This window comes from Brevibacillus jepli (genome assembly GCF_047229145.1).
GTDB lineage: Bacteria > Bacillota > Bacilli > Brevibacillales > Brevibacillaceae > Brevibacillus.
Genome location: NZ_JBFEFW010000042.1, coordinates 22829 through 41393 on the forward strand (window position 1 = coordinate 22829; position 18565 = coordinate 41393).

At 48.3% G+C, this 18565-nt stretch carries 19 protein-coding genes; all 19 read left to right on the top strand.

From position 1 onward, the window contains the following. Positions 1-33: 33 nt before the first annotated feature. The 19 genes from AB1L17_RS28740 to lysS all read left to right on the top strand — a co-directional run bounded on the left by AB1L17_RS28740 (position 34) and on the right by lysS (position 18234). On the top strand, positions 34-1128 hold the full coding sequence (locus AB1L17_RS28740; protein WP_412848322.1) for a dipeptide epimerase: 1095 nt from the start codon (positions 34-36) through the stop codon (positions 1126-1128). Position 1129: 1 nt separating this feature from the next. Beyond that, the gene (locus AB1L17_RS28745; RefSeq protein ID WP_412848321.1) at positions 1130-2047 is read left to right on the top strand and encodes a C40 family peptidase; all 918 of its coding nucleotides are present in this window, start codon (positions 1130-1132) and stop codon (positions 2045-2047) included. Positions 2048-2072: 25 nt separating this feature from the next. Continuing rightward, positions 2073-3032 (top strand): ABC transporter ATP-binding protein, encoded by a 960-nt coding sequence (locus tag AB1L17_RS28750; protein ID WP_412848320.1) that lies wholly within the window; start codon positions 2073-2075, stop codon positions 3030-3032. A gap of 252 nt (positions 3033-3284) precedes the next feature. Then, positions 3285-4229, top strand: a complete 945-nt coding sequence (locus AB1L17_RS28755; protein ID WP_412848319.1) for a sigma-70 family RNA polymerase sigma factor — start codon at positions 3285-3287, stop codon at positions 4227-4229. A 185-nt stretch (positions 4230-4414) separates the two neighbouring features. After that, positions 4415-5287 carry an Hsp33 family molecular chaperone HslO gene (gene hslO, locus AB1L17_RS28760; protein ID WP_412848318.1) on the top strand — a complete coding sequence of 291 codons (873 nt, stop codon included), beginning with the start codon at positions 4415-4417 and terminating at the stop codon, positions 5285-5287. A gap of 28 nt (positions 5288-5315) precedes the next feature. Next, positions 5316-6218 carry a peptidyl-prolyl cis-trans isomerase gene (locus AB1L17_RS28765; RefSeq protein ID WP_412848317.1) on the top strand — a complete coding sequence of 301 codons (903 nt, stop codon included), beginning with the start codon at positions 5316-5318 and terminating at the stop codon, positions 6216-6218. Between the two features lie 82 nt (positions 6219-6300). Then, complete coding sequence (gene cysK, locus AB1L17_RS28770; RefSeq protein WP_412848316.1) at positions 6301-7233, top strand: cysteine synthase A; 933 nt, start codon at positions 6301-6303, stop codon at positions 7231-7233. A gap of 119 nt (positions 7234-7352) precedes the next feature. After that, a complete protein-coding gene (locus tag AB1L17_RS28775; protein ID WP_412848315.1) occupies positions 7353-8846 on the top strand; it encodes an anthranilate synthase component I family protein in 1494 nt (497 codons plus the stop codon). 17 nt (positions 8847-8863) lie between these two features. Continuing rightward, positions 8864-9448: an aminodeoxychorismate/anthranilate synthase component II gene (pabA, locus tag AB1L17_RS28780; RefSeq protein ID WP_412848314.1), complete on the top strand. Its 585-nt coding sequence runs from the start codon at positions 8864-8866 to the stop codon at positions 9446-9448. Positions 9449-9949: 501 nt separating this feature from the next. Beyond that, a complete protein-coding gene (locus AB1L17_RS28785; protein WP_412848313.1) occupies positions 9950-11311 on the top strand; it encodes an alkaline phosphatase in 1362 nt (453 codons plus the stop codon). Between the two features lie 140 nt (positions 11312-11451). Then, positions 11452-11622 (top strand): twin-arginine translocase TatA/TatE family subunit, encoded by a 171-nt coding sequence (gene tatA, locus AB1L17_RS28790; RefSeq protein ID WP_412848312.1) that lies wholly within the window; start codon positions 11452-11454, stop codon positions 11620-11622. A 38-nt stretch (positions 11623-11660) separates the two neighbouring features. Continuing rightward, the gene (gene pabC / locus AB1L17_RS28795) at positions 11661-12506 is read left to right on the top strand and encodes an aminodeoxychorismate lyase (RefSeq protein WP_412848311.1); all 846 of its coding nucleotides are present in this window, start codon (positions 11661-11663) and stop codon (positions 12504-12506) included. Positions 12507-12556: 50 nt separating this feature from the next. Next, positions 12557-13744, top strand: coding sequence for a dihydropteroate synthase (gene folP / locus AB1L17_RS28800; protein ID WP_412848310.1), 1188 nt, complete (start codon positions 12557-12559; stop codon positions 13742-13744). Between the two features lie 2 nt (positions 13745-13746). Continuing rightward, positions 13747-14118, top strand: coding sequence for a dihydroneopterin aldolase (gene folB / locus AB1L17_RS28805; protein WP_412848309.1), 372 nt, complete (start codon positions 13747-13749; stop codon positions 14116-14118). Next, on the top strand, positions 14115-14645 hold the full coding sequence (gene folK / locus AB1L17_RS28810) for a 2-amino-4-hydroxy-6-hydroxymethyldihydropteridine diphosphokinase (RefSeq protein ID WP_412848308.1): 531 nt from the start codon (positions 14115-14117) through the stop codon (positions 14643-14645). Before folB ends, folK begins: the two co-directional genes overlap by 4 nt. Beyond that, positions 14597-14806 carry a helix-turn-helix domain-containing protein gene (locus AB1L17_RS28815; protein ID WP_412848307.1) on the top strand — a complete coding sequence of 70 codons (210 nt, stop codon included), beginning with the start codon at positions 14597-14599 and terminating at the stop codon, positions 14804-14806. Before folK ends, AB1L17_RS28815 begins: the two co-directional genes overlap by 49 nt. Positions 14807-14876: 70 nt before the next feature. Beyond that, positions 14877-15905 (top strand): tRNA dihydrouridine synthase DusB, encoded by a 1029-nt coding sequence (gene dusB, locus AB1L17_RS28820; RefSeq protein ID WP_412848306.1) that lies wholly within the window; start codon positions 14877-14879, stop codon positions 15903-15905. A gap of 217 nt (positions 15906-16122) precedes the next feature. Next, positions 16123-16599, top strand: coding sequence for a transcription elongation factor GreA (gene greA, locus AB1L17_RS28825; RefSeq protein WP_007725265.1), 477 nt, complete (start codon positions 16123-16125; stop codon positions 16597-16599). A gap of 102 nt (positions 16600-16701) precedes the next feature. After that, positions 16702-18234, top strand: a complete 1533-nt coding sequence (lysS, locus tag AB1L17_RS28830) for a lysine--tRNA ligase (protein ID WP_412848305.1) — start codon at positions 16702-16704, stop codon at positions 18232-18234. The last annotated feature ends 331 nt before the right edge of the window (positions 18235-18565 follow it).

Below are 18565 nucleotides of genomic sequence, written 5' to 3' on the forward strand. Positions count from 1 at the left end.
AAAGCACGAGTGCTGGAGAAGATGGAGGAAAACATGATTATTCAAGCCATCGAAGTAAAACGAATATCTGTTCCTTTGAAAAAGCCTTTTAAAACGGCTTTGCGTACGGTGCACAGTCTGGAATCAGTCCTGGTGAAAATCACTTGCGACAACAGTATGGTCGGGTGGGGCGAAGCATCGGCTACTGTCGTCATTACGGGAGACAGCATCGAGAGCATCGAATCGGCGATTATGAATACAATGAGACCTCAGCTCATCGGGTTGAATCTGCTTGCCTATGAACGCGTGTTCCAAACCTTGCATCAATCCATGGTAGGAAATACGAGTGCGAAGGCAGCAGTAGACATTGCGTTGTACGATCTCATTTCTCAGCGTGCAGGTATGCCGTTGTATCAATTCCTGGGTGGCTACCGTGACCAATTGGAAACCGATTATACTGTCAGCGTGAACTCCCCGAAAGAAATGGGCGAGGATGCGGCTGCCTATCTCAAGCAAGGCTTTAACGTTTTGAAAATCAAGGTCGGCAAGGATAATATCGAGGATGACATTTTGCGTATCCAAGAAATTCGCAAATCCGTGGGCAATCAGGTGAAGATTCGTCTTGATGCCAACCAGGGATGGAATGTAAAAGAAGCAGTTCAATCCATTCGCAAAATGGAGGACATGGGTCTGGGCATCGAACTGATAGAGCAGCCTGTAAAAGCGCATGATTTGGAAGGCTTGAAGCGGGTAACAGATTCGGTCGATACGCCAATTATGGCTGACGAGAGTGTGTTTTCACCAGCGCAAGCCCTGCAGGTTTTGCAAAACCGTGCGGCTGATTTGATTAATATCAAGCTGATGAAGGCTGGCGGTATTTTTAAAGCACAATTGATCAACCAGCTGGCCGAAGAGCACGGCATTCCATGCATGGTTGGCAGCATGATCGAATCGCGTCTGGCCGTATCGGCAGCAGCTCATTTTGCGGCCAGCAAGAAAAACATTACCCGCTTTGACTTCGATGCTCCGTTGATGCTTTTGCACGATGGCATAGAAGGTGGCGTAACGTACGAGGGTCGCTTGATGCGCATGCCAGAAGAGTCCGGGCTCGGTATTCGTTCCGTCAGTCTCTGGGAGGGAGAGAAGTAAGATGAAATCAGCTATTGTTTCTGTCTCTGTTGCAACGGTGTGGACCAAGCCGGAGTCGCCGCGTGATATTGACCAAGTGGCACTCCAATCCCCCGTAGATGCACGAAATTGGCTCGCTTCCCTTACTGTAGAAGAAAAGCTGGGTTTTTACGACAATAACGCGATTCAAACCCAAGCGCTGTACGGCACTCGCGTAGAAGTAGTGGAGGAGCAAGGGGAATGGTCGCAGGTCCTGATTCCTGATCAGACTACGAACAAAAACGCAACAGGTTACCCGGGGTGGATTCCGTCCCGTCAGCTAGCACCGTGGTCAGATGCCTTTGACGTACAGCAAGGACAAAAGCTGGCGATGGTCACGGCGGCATTTACCAACCTACATACAGCCGACCAAAAACCAGAAACGGAGCTTGCGTTTTTGACCAAACTGCCACTGATCGAGGAAACCGCGGACTGGGTAACAGTAGCGACACCGAATGGCACAGGGCTTTTACCAAAAGCAGACGTCCAAATCGTCAAAGCAAACGAGACCATCGAGCTGTCTGGTAATCGTGGAGAGGCAATCGTGAAAGCAGGCAAGCGATTCCTCAATCTTCATTATTTATGGGGTGGCATGTCCTCTTACGGGTATGACTGCTCAGGATTTGCTTATAACATGCACCGTTCTGCCGGGCTTCAGATTCCGCGTGATGCATCTGATCAGGCAAGGGACGGACAGCTGGTGGAAAAAGAAGCGTTGTTACCGGGAGATCTGTTGTTTTTTGCCTATGAAGAGGGAAAAGGCAGAGTCCATCACGTGGGCATTTACATCGGGAATGGCGAAATGATTCATTCTCCTGATTCGCGGAGTGCCATCGAGATAGTCAAGCTGGATGGCTACAAGCTCGAAAAGGAGCATTGCGTCTCCAGACGATACTGGTAAACGGATAACGGGGAGGAGTGGCCAGATGCAACGAAAGAAGCTGGTCCAAGTAAAAAACCTGACAAAAACCTTTACGTTGGGTAAAGGGCTCTCCCTTACGGCAGCGGACAATGTTTCCTTCGATATATACGAAGGGGAAACATTTGGACTGGTAGGGGAATCTGGCTGCGGGAAATCTACCACAGGCCGTACGATCATCGGATTGTATCAACCGTCAACAGGTGAGGTCATTTTCGACGGGCAAAACGTCCATCGGGCGTCAGCTGGTGAGCGGAGTAAGCTGACACGCCATATGCAAATGATTTTTCAGGACCCGTATGCTTCTCTGAACCCCCGAATGAACATTGCAGAAATCATTTCGGAGGGCTTGTATCTGAATGGGTTGTATAAAGGGAAGGACCGGATGAAGCGGGTCATTGAGCTGTTGGAGATGGTTGGTTTGCAAAAAGAGCATGCCAACCGTTTCCCGCACGAATTCAGTGGCGGTCAGCGACAACGGATTGGGATTGCTCGGGCGCTTGCCGTCAATCCGCAATTCATTATTGCTGATGAGCCGATTTCTGCACTCGACGTATCCGTTCAGGCACAAGTCGTTAATTTAATGAAGAAGCTGCAGCAGGAACAAAAGCTGACGTATTTGTTCATTGCGCATGATTTGGCGATGGTCAAACATATCAGTGACCGCATCGGCGTCATGTATTTGGGCAACATGGTGGAGATGACCGCTAGCGAAGTGCTTTACGAATCACCTAAGCATCCTTACACGCAGGCATTGCTATCGGCCATTCCTGTCCCCGATCCAGATTTGGAGAAAAGCCGCGAACGTACCATTATCGAGGGAGACGTTCCGAGTCCGATCAATCCACCTAGCGGCTGTGTGTTCCGTACTCGCTGTCCGGTGGCCAAAGCCGTATGCGCCGAGAAGAAGCCTGTTTGGCAGGAAGTAGACGCTAACCATTTTGTCGCCTGTCACTTGTATCAGTAGTTTTCCATTTTATCAGAAGATTCGACATTGTATTTTTGCCATCCTTGTTTAATAGGGATGGCTTTTTTCTTCATAAACTTTTAATTTTATCGGATGAAAGGGCTTTCATCAACTATTCGGAGTGGAGAACTGTTAATATTCTGTTAACGGGCAGGAATCAAACAAGTTTTGTCGAAATACGGTAACAGTACAACATTCCGTGACTCACCTACTTCATCGTGAAACTTCATTCCAGAGAAGTGAGGGTTGCATATGACTCTGAGTACATCCTCGTTCCATTCAACTCCCCGCAGGTGGCGGGAAGTCGAGACACAGTTGGGAATTGCTGTCCCCAGATCGCTTCGATCGGACACCTCTGTTCTGCTGTTTTTGGAAAGCGTCGCTGCAACACCCATGTTGGACAAAGAAGAAGAACTTGCTTGCTTGATTCGCTATCAACAGGATGGCGATCTGGAAGCACGTGAAACGATTGTGCGCGCCTATTTACGATACGTGGTAAGTACCGCTTTGCGCCATTTGAAAAGAGGGATGCCGTTCCTGGATTTGATTCAGGAGGGCACGATTGGTTTGTTTACCGCGATTGACAAATTTGATGTGGGACGTGGCGTGCGTCTCTATCATTATTCGCACTGGTGGATCTCACAAGCGATCACCCGTGCAATCAACGACAAAGGAACGTTGATTCGTATTCCTGTCCACATGCATGAGCAGATTCGCCAGTATCAAAAGCAAGTATTGCATCTCGTCCACGCATTGAACCGTACGCCGGATCGACAGGAGATTGCCGTTCTCTTGGATATTCCGCTAGAAAAGGTGGAGGCCATCGAGCTGGCTTTGATGATGAAGATGGAATCCATCGACGCTGAGCTGGATAGTGAGAAATGGCAGGCTTGGCATGAAGACGAGAACTTGAGCTACGCAGAAATCATGGATGATGGGTTGTCCTCTTTGGATGACTGGATTGAAAAGGTAGACCTACGTTCGCAAATGCGTGCAGCATTGGAGCGGCTTAGTCCGCGGGCCCAAGAGATTATCTCCATGCGCTATGGTCTCTACGATGATCAAGTGTATACGCTGGAGGAAGTGGGCAAAATGTTCGGTCTTACCCGGGAGCGTATTCGCCAAATTGAAGCGACAACGATTGACCGGTTGCGAACGCAAAAGGCTTCTCATGTATTAAAAGATTATTTAACCTAACATATCAGTTCGTTTCACCAGGCCCCTCTTTGTATAGAGGGGCTTTTTCTGTCAGAAAAGGTCGATATCGGAAAGTGCCCGATTCACAGTGGGAGAGGCGTAGTCTTTTTCTCCTTGTGGTAAACTGGTAAGATAGCTTCATGATTTTTTCGCTAAAGATGGAGTTCGAAAAGGAGGATCGCTACATGGGCGATTATATGATAAGAGCAACTGGTTTTAATGGGCATGTTCGTGCATTTGCTGCACGTACAACAGAATCTGTCGAAGATATGCGTCGTCGTCACGACATGTGGAATACAGCTACAGCAGCAGCGGGACGTACGCTGACTATTACCTTGATGATGGGGGCTATGTTAAAAGGAAACGAGAGCCTCCATGTCAAAGTAAAAGGAGGAGGACCAATCGGGCAGATCATGGCGGAAGCAAACGCACATGGTGAAGGAATCGCTTATGTATCCAACCCTCACGTCCACTTTGATCTAAATGATAAAGGCAAGCTCGATGTAGCGCGTGCAGTGGGAACGGACGGGTTTGTGTACGTGACGAAAGATCTCGGTCTCAAGGAGCCGTATCAAGGCAGTGCGCCAATCGTCTCTGGTGAGATTGGGGAAGACTTCACTTATTATTTTGTGATGTCCGAGCAAACGCCTTCAGCAGTAGGTGTGGGTGTACTGGTTAATCCAGAAGACCGTTCTGTTTTGGCGGCGGGTGGATTTATTCTTCAGCTGTTGCCGAATACGCCTGAAGAGGTTGTAGCAGCCATTGAAGAACGCTTGGGACAGCTTCCGCAGGTATCTCGCATGATTGGCGAAGGATTGACGCCTGAAGAGATTTTGGCCCGTGTATTGGATGAGCCAAAAATCTTGAGCCGTACAGAAATTCAATTTAGCTGCAAATGTACAGCGGATAAGGTTGTCCAAGCTTTGATCAGCATGGGACGCGAAGAAATGGAAGGTCTGATTGAAGAACTGGGCGAAGCAGAAGTACACTGTCATTTCTGTAATGAACGTTACCATTATGACAGAACCGCGTTGGAAGACATCCTGAAAGACATGTAAGCGCGGCGTCAAGTAGGGGAGTGTTGGCATGACCAACGTCAAAGGGTTGTGGGCATTCATTGGGGCGCTTGTATTGTTGCTGCTTGCCGTTACCTGGGCTTGGTACCAGGCATCAGGCAAGCTGCAGCCTGCGGCCATCGTAGGGGATAAGACGATTAGTAACGACGAGTATGTGACAGCGCTTAAGCAGAAGTACGGCAAGCAAGTGCTAAATGACATGATTAATCGGGAAGTCGTTTTTCAAGAGGCGAAGCGTACCGGCATCACTGTAGATCCGGAGCAGCTGGAGCAAGAGCTCTCCCAGATTCGGGACAGCTACGGCAGTCGGACAGACAGCGAGTTTGAGGCTGCCCTGTTAAAACAAGCAGGAACGAGCGTGGAAGCCCTCAAGCAGGAGATTTCTTATCAAATCCTGCTGCAAACCCTGGCAACGAAGGACATGACCATCAAGGATGAAGAAGTGCTAAACGTCTACAATAGCCGATCTGACCGTTATACCCGACCAATGCAGATGCGTTTAGGACAAATCGTCGTAGCTTCACAAAAAGAAGCGGAACAAGTTTTGGCTGATTTAAAAAACGGGGCAGACTTTCAGACGATTGCCAAAGAGCGCTCGATTGACGCGGATACAGCGGTGAACGGCGGCGATCTAGGCTGGGTTTCCATCAAGGATAATCGATTGCCCGACGAGGCGAAGTCCATCGTGGAAAAGCTGGAGAAAGACAAGCACAGCGAAGCGATCAAAATAGAAGATCATTACATCATTTACCAACTGACAGAGCGCAGGGAAGCCAGTCAACGGACGTTTGAAGAGGTGAAAGACGAGCTGCGCCGAGAAATTGCATTCGCCCAGGTGGAGTCGCTGGATGTCGTGCTGGAGCGATTGCGAAAATCGGTAGGAGTTCAGATTTCTGGGCAAATGCCTCATTGACCAAATAGGCTACCGTTGATATAATTATGTCATTAAATCCTAGCGTTTTACTCGGTTATTTAAAATAGGAGGGGCAGAACATATGCGCGTGGCTAATTCCATTACCGAATTGATTGGATTTACTCCGCTTGTGAAGCTGAATCGTGTTGTCACCGAAGATATTGCAGACATTTACTTGAAGCTGGAGTTCTTCAACCCAGGCAGCAGTGTGAAAGACCGAATTGCGTTGTCTATGATTGAGGCAGCAGAAGCAGATGGAAGTCTGAAACCCGGTGATACCATCATTGAACCAACGAGCGGAAATACTGGTATTGGACTCGCGATGGTTGCTGCTGCAAAAGGGTATCGTGCCATTCTGGTCATGCCTGAGACGATGAGTATCGAGCGCCGCAACCTGTTGCGTGCGTATGGTGCGGAGCTGGTTCTCACACCAGGCAGCGAAGGGATGGGCGGAGCGATTCGCAAAGCGGAAGAGCTGGCGAAAGAAGATAGCACGTATTTCATTCCGCAACAATTTAAAAACCTGGCAAATCCGGCCATTCACCGTGAAACAACCGCTCGTGAGCTGCTGGACCAAGCGAAGGAAATCGGCGGCGTAGATGCGTTTATTTCCGGTATTGGTACAGGCGGAACGATTACGGGTGTAGGGCAGGTTCTTCGTGAACACTACCCGAATGTCCAAATCGTGGCTGTTGAGCCTGCGGCTTCGCCAGTTCTGTCCGGCGGCAAACCCGGTCCACATAAGATCCAAGGGATTGGGGCGGGCTTTGTCCCAGATATTCTCGATACACAAATTTACGATGAAATCATAAAAGTAGAAAACGAGGACGCTTTTGAAACAGCGCGTCGTGTTGCTCGTCAGGAAGGTATCCTCGGTGGGATTTCTTCTGGAGCTGCGATCCATGCGGCTCTGCAAGTAGCTGCTAAGCTCGGCAAAGGCAAAAAAGTGATTGCTGTCCTTCCTTCGAATGGCGAGCGTTATTTGTCCACGCCTCTGTATCAATTCGAAGATTAATGGAAAAAGATACGACAAGACCACGCAATGCCATATAGGCGACGTGGTCTTTTCTTTTTGTATCAGGCAACTATATAATGAACGGATAAATAGTGAAAACCGGAGCGTGAAGTGGAAGAATGTTCCCTACCTTTGCTGATTGCCAGACGTACGCCTTATCTTATCCGTTGGTTCCCCTTGCTCTTCGTAAAGAGTGGACTTCGACGATTGATCCATGGCAGGTCCTCACCCATCTACAGCCTTCTCTAGAAAATGCCGTTCTCTTAGAAAGTGGACGAGCTGGGCGGTATACCTTTTTGGCGTATGAGCCGATCGCTACGCTGCGCAGTCAGCGAGGAGAAACGATCATCTCCTACCCTGAAGGACAAATCGAGAGCATGGTGATGGACAATCCATTGAATGCGTTGCGTGAGCTGCTAGCTCGTTACCGCACGCCGGCGCTTCCAGATATGCCAGATTTTTCAGGGGGTGCCGTAGGCTACATCAGCTATGAGATGAACCGTTTTTTTGAGCCTAGCTTGCCGCAGATAGCGACTGACGACTTACAGTTGCCTGACCTGTATGTTATGATAATGCAAGACCTTCTTGTCTTTGATCATGTGACCCGAGAAATCATTTGCCTGACTCATTTGAGCGCGGACAATTTGACGGAAGAGACCTATCGACAAGCCGTATTCCACCTGGAAAAACGCATGGACTCGATTGCTTCACTGGTAATCGATCACGACGATACAGATTGGGAAGCTCTGCGCAAAAGACCGCTTGCCGAGCTGGTTCCAGCGTCAGTGTCCTTTGCCAAAGACCAGTTTGAGGATGCTGTTCGACGGGTGCAGGAGTATATCGCCCAAGGGGATGTTTTTCAAGTCAATCTGTCTGTACGGCAAAGCAAGCCGGTGCAGGTGACAGCCCCGGAAGTGTATGGTGTGCTTCGCAAGCTGAATCCATCTCCGTACATGGGCTATCTGAGCTTCCCGGAATTTCAATTGGTCAGTGCCTCGCCTGAGCTGTTGGTAAAGGTAAAAGGCAAGGAAGTGCATACGCGTCCGATCGCTGGTACACGTCCACGTGGATTAACGGATGAGCAAGACGAAGCGTTGGCACGTGAGCTGATTGATAATGAAAAGGAACGCGCAGAGCATGTCATGCTGGTTGATCTGGAACGCAATGATATGGGCCGTGTTTGTCGCTTTGGTAGTGTGGAGGTCAGCGAGTTCATGGTCGTGGAGAAATATTCCCACGTTATGCATATCGTATCCCACGTCAAAGGAGAACTGGCAGCAGGCAAGGATGCACTTGATGCGATCGAAGCGACCTTTCCGGGAGGGACGATCACCGGGGCGCCCAAGGTTCGCACGATGGAAATCATCGAGGAGCTGGAGCCCGTCAAGCGTGGCGTCTATACGGGATCAATCGGCTGGTTCGGCTTCAATGGTGATATCGAGGTCAATATTGCCATCCGTACCATGGTGATCAAGGATGGAGTAGCTCATGTGCAGGCTGGTGCGGGTATCGTGATTGATTCTGTTCCAGAGGCAGAGTATGCCGAGTCATTGAAAAAGGCAGAAGCGTTGTGGAAAGCGCTTGAGTTGAGCGAGCAGAGAACGATGAGTTGAGAGGAGATGAGTGTACGATGATTTTGATGATTGATAACTACGATTCCTTTACCTACAATTTGGTGCAGTATGTGGGAGAGCTTGGGGAAGAGCTGCAAGTGTATCGCAATGACAAAATTACGCTAGACGAAATCGAGCGGCTGGCACCTGATTATTTGATGGTGTCTCCAGGACCGTGCACGCCAAATGAAGCGGGGATCAGCATGGATGCCATCCGACATTTTGCTGGAAAAATTCCGATCTTGGGTGTTTGTTTGGGCCATCAGTCCATTGGGCAAGTGTTTGGTGGAAAAGTCATTCGGGCCGAGCGCTTGATGCACGGCAAAACGTCTGAAGTATTCCATGATGGCAAAACCATTTTTAAGGACATTCCGTCCCCGTTTACGGCGGCACGCTACCATTCCTTGATTATCGAGGAGGCTACCGTTCCGAGTGAGCTGGAAGTTACCGCCCGGACAGCCGAAGGCGAAATCATGGCTGTTCGCCATAAGGAGTATCCTATCGAAGGTGTCCAGTTCCATCCGGAATCGATTATTACCGAGCACGGCAAACAGCTGCTGAAGAACTTCCTTACTGCATACGCGCGCCATACGACAGGTTAATGCATAGATACGAATAATACGACAGGAAAACCGCCTTTTTTCGAGGGCGGTTTTTTTGTTCTACTAGTTGTTGTGACATTTCCTAAGTTTTAAAAGGTATCGATGAACCAATGAGGCTCGTGAGAAGAAAAAGCGCAGGGCTCGTAGACCTTGACAGCGCCTACCCAGTCGGAACTTTAAAAAGGGGACCACGCTTGTCGAACACTTCTTCCTTGAGAAACTTCCGCCCGTAGGGTGGCTTTGGCTCGACGGGCCCCTTTTTGAAGTGGAGACGGGCAGTGGAATCATCCCTGCTGGCGTGTCAGAGTCGAAGAGAACTGCGCTTTTTCTTCTCCTCCACTATGTTGACTCAAACCAGAAGGCCCTTTCTCCTCTTCAACAAATGTAAACCTTCCTTTACCGTTTCCATAAACTTCTTAACATTCCCCACGTCATTTCTCAATATTGGCAGATTACAATCAAGTTGAAATAAATAATAATTCATCTCTTAGGAGGTACATGATGTTCCGTACATTCCCCAAAAAACTAGTTCCAGTAGCAGTAATCTCCTCGCTGGCTTTTACAGCGTTCTTCGGTCCTAATACAGGTCTTGTAAAAGCGGCAGAAAATAATAACAACGCAAAAGTGAAAAACGTAATCTTCTTGATCGGTGACGGTATGGGTACTGCTTACACAACTGCACACCGTTACATGAAGGATGACCCTTCGACTCCACTGATGGAGCCGACAGAATTCGATAAATATTTGGTCGGTGCACAAATGACTTACGCAGAAGACCACAAGCAAAACATTACAGACTCCGCTTCTGCTGCGACAGCGATGTCTTCTGGTAAAAAAACCTACAATAATGCAATTGCGGTAGACAACGACAAATCAGAAGTAGAAACCGTACTCGAGCGTGCGAAAAAAGTAGGCAAATCTACTGGCTTGGTAGCTACTTCCGAAATTACTCATGCTACACCTGCTTCTTACGGCGCTCATGATGAAAGCCGCAAGAATATGGATGCAATTGCAAATGACTACTATGATTTGAAAATTAATGGCGAGCATTCCATCGATGTAATGCTTGGCGGTGGCAAGAGCAATTTCGTTCGTAAAGATCGTGACCTGACGGAAGAATTCAAGAAAGATGGCTTTAGCTACGTCACTTCGAAAAGTGAATTGTTGGATGACAGCAATGGCAAAATTCTCGGATTGTTTGCCGATGGCGGAATGGACAAAATGATCGACCGATCCGACGAAACACCTTCCCTGGAAGAAATGACAAATGCTGCGATCGATCGTCTGAGCAAGGACAAGGATGGGTTCTTCCTGATGGTAGAAGGAAGCCAAATTGACTGGGCTGGGCATGACAATGATATCGTTGGCGCAATGAGCGAGATGGAAGATTTCGAGAGAGCCTTCAAAGCTGCAATTGATTTTGCGAAAAAAGATGGCCAGACATTGGTTATTGCAACTGCCGACCACTCTACGGGTGGACTGTCTGTAGCTGCTAAAGATGAGTACAACTTCTTGGTAGAACCGATTAAAGCTGTGAAACGTACACCTGATTTCATTTCTACTGAAATTGCAAAAGGTGCAAATGTAGAAGAGACGCTTAAGAAATACATTGACCTGGAACTGAAACCAGAAGAAATCGCATCTGTGAAAAAGGCGGCAGAAACGAAAGACCAAGTGAAAATTGATAATGCGATCGAAGCGATTATCGATACACGCTCCTTTACTGGCTGGACAACCGGTGGACACACAGGCGAGGATGTAAACGTCTATGCGTATGGCCCTGGAAAAGAGAAAGTGTCTGGATTGATCGACAACACCAAAAATGCGGATGTCATCTTTGAAATCCTGGGTGGGAAAAAATAAGCGAGAGTAAACTTTCGTGAATGAAGGGCTACCATGCTTCTGTGGTAGCCTTTTTCGCTTGCGGCTGGGAGTAGATCCGGTGTTTTATGCACATCCTTTGAGAAACTGGGTTTTTGACAGGAAAAGGAGTGTTTTCAGCAATGCTGTCGAGCATCGGTATTCCCGGATTGATCTTGCTCTTGATCATTTCCTTGTTGCTTTTCGGTCCGAAGAAGCTGCCAGAGATTGGTCGTGCAGTCGGGCAGACATTGAATGAGTTTAAGCTGTCGATGAAGGATTTGACGCAGGATGAAGAGGAGAAAAAGATATGATATGATGCTCTCGACAATATTATCGGGAGAGAGCGCAGATGCACGTTTATGTTAACGGGACGATTTGTCCGGCTCACGAGGCTACAGTATCGGTATTGGACCACGGGTTTTTATACGGGATTGGACTGTTTGAAACGTTACGTGTATACGACCGCAAGCTATTTCTATGGGATGCCCATTACGCCCGGCTTAGTTCCGGGCTTTTGGCGTTGCAGATTCAGCCTGCTTGGACAAAGGAACAACTGGCTGAAGCCATTTTGATGACCGTAGATGCCAACGGGTTGCGCGATGCTTACGTCCGCTTGAGTATTACGGCTGGCGCAGAAGGAGTCGGTTTGGTAGCAGGGGGGTACGAGCGTCCGTCCTTATTCGTATTTGCCAAACCAGTAGCACCTCTGACAGTACCTCCGCAGTCAAAACGATTACAGACATTGGCATTGGCGAGACAGACAGCGGAAGGCCAGCAGCGTTATAAGTCCCACAATTTCCTAAACAATGCACTTGCTCGCCAGGAGCTCGGTGCTCGTCCAGACGTGGAAGGTCTGTTTTTGACTCATGATGGCTTTGTGGCTGAAGGAATTGTGAGCAATGTGTTTTGGATCAAGAACGGTCAGTTGTTTACCCCTTCTATTGATACGGGCATTCTTGATGGTGTGACGCGTCGACACATTTTGACGTTGGCGCAGCAATTATCCATGCCTGTCGAAGAAGGTCGATATCGCTTGGAGGAGCTCCTCAACGCCGATGAAGTCTTTACGACAAATTCCGTGCAAGAGATCGTTCCGATTACCGAAATTGACGGGCATTCCGTCGCTTCGACATACGGCGCGTATACGCGCGAACTGCACCGGGCATACCGTCAGTCTGTAGCGGCTAGCGAGTAAATTATGGTATGCTACTATTCAATGTGCGAAGACGGAAAAGGAGTTTGATCATGAAACACAATTCATTTCGAATCCATGCTGCGACCTTCGCTGAGGTGGTATCGGAGCTTGTCAAAAGGGGCGTTCCTGTTTCAGAAGCCGAGCGTATGGCTGAAAGTGGGACGAGCTTGAAGATTCACACAGAAAACATGAGTGCCACAGCTGCCGAGAGTATGAGAGAAATTATGTGCTCCTTCGATTCGGAGGCAGTTATTTCAGACCAAGCGGGTACGGCGGACAAAAAATGTGTGTTGCTGTTGGCTGATCACAAGCAGATGGATTTGGCGTTGGATCAAATGGGCACCCAAGCAGAGGAACTACGAGCATTGGCAGCAGAGGTACGGGAAGTTTTGGCTATGCCTGCCAAGCTGCGTGCGCGCCGTGAGCTTGCGTGCGGCAAATACGTCCTTCCACTGGGTGAGCGCACGTTGGTAATGGGAATATTGAATGTGACACCTGATTCGTTCTCTGATGGCGGTCGCTATGTGGATGTTGAGGAAGCATTGGCACAAGCGCGTGCGATGGTTGAGGCCGGAGCTGATCTTATTGATATCGGGGGAGAGTCGACACGTCCAGGGTCGGAGCCAGTTGATGAAGCGACGGAGCTGGACAGAGTGTTGCCAGTCATTCGGATACTTTCTCAGGAATTGTCTGTTCCGCTGTCCATTGACACATACAAAGCAGCGGTAGCAGAACGAGCTATTCTGGAAGGTGCGCATATCATCAATGATGTATGGGGAGCGAAGCGTGATCCGCAAATGGCAGAGGTAGCCGCTCGTCTCGATGTTCCTATTATTTTGATGCACAATCGCGAGGACACGGACTATCACGACTTTTTCCCCAATTATATAAAAGACTTGCGGGAGTCGGTACAGATCGCCTTGCAGGCCGGAGTGAAGCAGGAACGAATCATTCTCGATCCGGGAATCGGGTTTGTCAGGACCGTAGAGCAGAATCTCGAAACGATGCGCAGGCTGGATGATCTGGTAGGGCTGGGCTATCCTGTTCTGCTTGCTACCTCACGCAAGCGGATGATCGGTCATGTTCTCGATCTGCCAGTAGATGAACGAGTCGAAGGTACAGCAGCGACAGTTGCTCTCGGGGCGGCAAAAGGCTGTCATATGGTACGGGTGCATGATGTCAAAGAAATGAAGCGCGTCACGAAGATGATGGACGCGATGCTAAAAGGGGGCATTTAACGTTGGATAAAATCTACTTCAACGGCATGTCGTTTTACGGATACCACGGTGTGTTTGGAGCAGAGGCTGAGCTGGGCCAACGGTTTTATGTCGATCTCGAGCTATCGCTTGATTTATCCAAGGCCGGAGCAAGTGACGATCTTCACGATACAGTCAATTACGCCGATATCTTTACTTGTGTGCAAAAAATCGTCGAGGGTGAACGGTTCAATCTGGTAGAAAAACTGACCGCTGTGATAGCGGAAAGGCTATTGGAGCAATTCCCTTTGCATGAAGTCAAAGCAAAGGTGACCAAGCCGAATCCGCCAATCAATGGGCATTACGAGTCGGTTGCGATAGAGATGATCCGTAGAAGAGAGGATTTTACTTCATGACAGTTCGTGCGTATTTGGCACTAGGCTCCAATCTAGGGGATCGGGCACAGAACCTGCGCCAGGCGATACAGAGATTGAACGAGCAATCGGGAATTCGCGTGCTTCGTGTTTCTTCTGTTTATGAGACTGATCCATTTGGTTACGTCGAACAAGATGCATTCCTGAACATGGCGATTGCTGTGGAAACAGAACTGACTCCTGATCAACTGCTGGAGACGGCTTTGTCAGTAGAGCAAGAGCTGGGGCGTGTGCGAACGGTTCGATGGGGACCGCGCACCATTGATATTGACTTACTGTTGTACGGGACATCTCGTGTTGCGCAAGACAATCTCATGATTCCGCATCCCGGACTGAGCGAGCGCGCTTTTGTACTCGTGCCGCTTCGAGATGTTTGGGAGGGCGGCGTTTTGCCAGAGCATAACCAGACCATTGACCATTATCTTTCCTTATTGGTAGAAGATCACAAGGGGGTACGTGAGTGGGGAGCAATCAACTGGGAAATCGAATCCGGTCCTTTCGAAAGCTAAAAGGGTATACGCAGCAGTCCCTTTCGGAAAAGCTGGGAGTGTCACTGTCGTTTGTCGGATCGCTGGAGAGAGGAACGCGCACGCCGACAGAGCCTGTATTGCGGAAGATCGCCAGCACTTTACAGGTAGACTACGATGAATTATGTGCTATAAATAAGTGATGTAATGAAGTTTGGATAGGATTGTCCTCTCCAAGACCCCGACTAATCGGGAATAAGGAGGCGAAAATAGATGAAAATCGGCAATATTGAATTGAAAAACAACGTAGTTCTCGCTCCAATGGCAGGTGTCTGTAATCCTGCTTTTCGTCTAATTGCCAAGGAGTTCGGTACTGGATTGGTTTGCGCCGAAATGGTAAGTGACAAGGGCATCGTGCACGGAAACAAAAAAACGATGGATATGCTGTTTGTCGACGAGCGCGAAAAACCGCTAAGTTTGCAGATTTTTGGTGGAGACAAGGAAACATTGGTGAGTGCGGCGAAGTATGTAGACCAGCATACGAATGCGGATATCATTGATATCAATATGGGCTGTCCTGTGCCGAAAATTACGAGCTGTGATGCAGGTGCGCGTCTGTTGCTCGATCCTGATAAAATCTACGAGGTCGTATCTGCAGTAGTCGATGCGGTCGACAAGCCAGTTACCGTGAAGATGAGATTGGGCTGGGATGAAGAGCATCTGTATGTACTGGATAACGCCAAGGCAGTAGAACGTGCAGGTGGTAAAGCGGTTGCTGTTCACGGACGTACCCGTGTACAAATGTACAAGGGCCAAGCTGACTGGGAGTGGATCCGTCGGGTGAAGGAAACAGTTTCTATCCCTGTGATCGGAAATGGGGATGTGGCTACTCCTGAGGATGCAAGACGTATGCTGGATACAACGGGCTGCGATGGTGTCATGATTGGACGCGCTGCGCTCGGGAATCCATGGATGCTGTATCGCACCATTCAATACTTGACGACGGGAGAGCTCGGACCGGAGCCATCCGCACGTGAAAAGATGAATATTTGTTTATTGCATGCAGAGCGTTTAATCGCGCTGAAGGGTCCGCGAGTAGGCGTCCTCGAAATGCGCAAGCACGCGGCGTATTACTTGAAAGGCTTGAAGGGCTCTACGCACACGAAAAACCTCGTGAATGCTGTTGAGACGGAAGAGGAGCTTCGTCGTGTCCTCATGAACTATGTCGACTGGATCGAGAACTACACAGATGGTAGCGAAGAACTGCTGGAAACAGTACATGATGAGGCGGTTAGCTACTAAAAATGGTGGTTCATTCCAGACATTGACAAGGGTTCCTTCATATCCTATAATACTCCGTAATATTGGGAGCCGAGCTGCCAGTCCACACTGGCAGCTTTACCTATGAACCTCACCGACGATTGCATTCTGCTGTATATTGTATAGAACATCTACATATAATCCTTTGTACTTTACCCAGTATAAATGGAATCATTTTTTAAAACGGGGGAATTGAACCATGTCTGAAAAAGAAGTCATCCTTACACCAGAAGGTTTAACGAAGCTGGAGCAAGAGCTTGAAGATTTGAAAACGGTTAAACGCAAGGAAGTAGCTGCTCGTATTAAAGAAGCGATTAGCTTTGGAGATATCAGTGAGAACTCTGAATACGAAGAAGCAAAGAATGAGCAAGCGTTCATTGAAGGCCGCATTCTGACCCTGGAAAAAATGCTGCGCAATGCCCGTATCATCACGAATGAAGATGTAGATACAGGTGTTGTAAGCGTTGGTTCCCGCGTGAAGCTGAAGGATCTCGAGTTCGGCGATGTTATGGATTACACGATTGTAGGTTCTGCAGAATCCGATCCGATGAACAACAAGATTTCCAACGAGTCTCCGGTAGGGCAAGCGCTTCTCGGTAAAGCAAAAGGCGCGATTGTTGACGTAAACGTACCGGCAGGAGTCATTCAGTACGAGATTCTTGATATTAACCTGTAAGCAGTCGATCTATGGCGTACCTTTTGCGAGGTACGCCGTATCGCTATTATAAAAGTCTGTACAAAATTGTTAATGCAGGCATTTTCTAGAGGAGTGAGTAAAATGGCAAACGAGCATGACCAACAGCAAGAAGAACAGCAAGAAGAACAGCAACAGGAAGGGCTCCACGAGCTTCTTCAAGTGCGTCACGACAAAATGAATCAATTGCGTGAGTGGGGCTTTGATCCGTTCGGTAAAAAATTCGAGCAAACACATCACGCTGCAGATATAACGAAAGCTTTTAGCGAAAAGAGCAAGGAAGAGCTGGAAGCGGAAGAGAACGTGGTTACGATTGCGGGCCGCTTGATGGCTAAACGTGGAATGGGTAAGGCGAGCTTTGCTCAACTGCTGGATCGTTCCGGTCAAATTCAAATTTACGTTCGTCAGGATACCATTGGTGAAGAGCTGAACAACGTATTTGATTTGGCTGATATCGGTGACATGATCGGTGTAACTGGTGTTGTTTTCAAAACAAAAACGGGCGAGCTCAGTGTGAAAGCAAAGGAACTGACTTACCTGACCAAATCACTGCGTCCACTGCCAGAAAAATATCATGGTCTCAAAGATATCGAGACTCGCTACCGCAAGCGCTACGTTGATTTAATTGTGAATCCAGAAGTTCGCGATACATTTATTACGCGTAGCCGCATTCTGACTTCGATGCGTCGTTATCTGGACAACCTTGGCTACCTGGAAGTAGAAACACCTACACTCCATGCGATTGCCGGTGGTGCTTCTGCTCGTCCGTTTATTACGCACCACAATGCGCTGGACATGCAGCTGTATATGCGTATCGCGATTGAACTGCACTTAAAGCGCTTGATCGTTGGTGGCCTGGAAAAGGTATATGAGATCGGTCGCGTATACCGTAACGAGGGTATCTCTACTCGTCACAACCCTGAGTTCACGATGATCGAGCTGTATGAAGCGTATGCGGACTATCAGGATATCATGAGCCTGACTGAAGAAATGATTGCTCACATCGCGCAGGAAGTATTGGGCACCATGAAAATTCAGTACCAAGGCAATGAAATTGATCTGACACCAAAATGGCGTCGTGTACACATGGTAGATTTGATTAAAGAAAACCTGGGTGTAGATTTCTGGAAGGAAATGAGCGATGACGAAGCGCGTGCTTTGGCGAAAGAGCATGGCGTATCCGTTGAGCCTCACCATACCTTCGGACATGTGGTGAATGAATTCTTCGAACAAAAGCTGGAGCATACGTTGATTCAGCCTACCTTTGTTTACGGTCATCCTGTGGCGATTTCGCCATTGGCTAAGAAAAATGACCAGGATCCACGATTCACGGATCGTTTTGAGTTGTTTATCGTAGCTCGTGAGCATGCTAATGCGTTTACTGAGCTCAATGACCCAATTGACCAGCGTGAACGCTTTGAGGCGCAGCTCTTGGAAAAAGAAGCTGGTAACGACGAGGCGCATGATATGGACGACGATTTCATTGAAGCGCTTGAGTACGGTATGCCGCCAACTGGAGGATTAGGAATCGGGATTGACCGTCTGGTAATGCTGTTGACCAACTCTCCATCTATTCGCGATGTACTGTTGTTCCCTCACATGCGTAACCGCGACTAATAGGAAGAATAGAACCATCTGAGAAAAAACTCAGGTGGTTTTATTTTTTACTTGCACTTAAAAAGGTTAAGTGATATATTATTACCTGTTCTTCTTTTTTACTTAATTGGATCACAAATTGATGTGAAAAAAGTTCTTGCTTTTCCTTCAAGGTATGTGATAGATTAATGAGGTCGCTGAAAAACAAGTTAAAAAATTTGTTGACACGGCCTGGACAACCTGATAAGATGAAATGGTTGTTGTGAAAATGCTCTTTGAAAACTGAACAGCGAAAGCGTTAATGAGTCTATCATTAAATGATTTGCCAGCTTTGAACCAGTAACAAACTTTA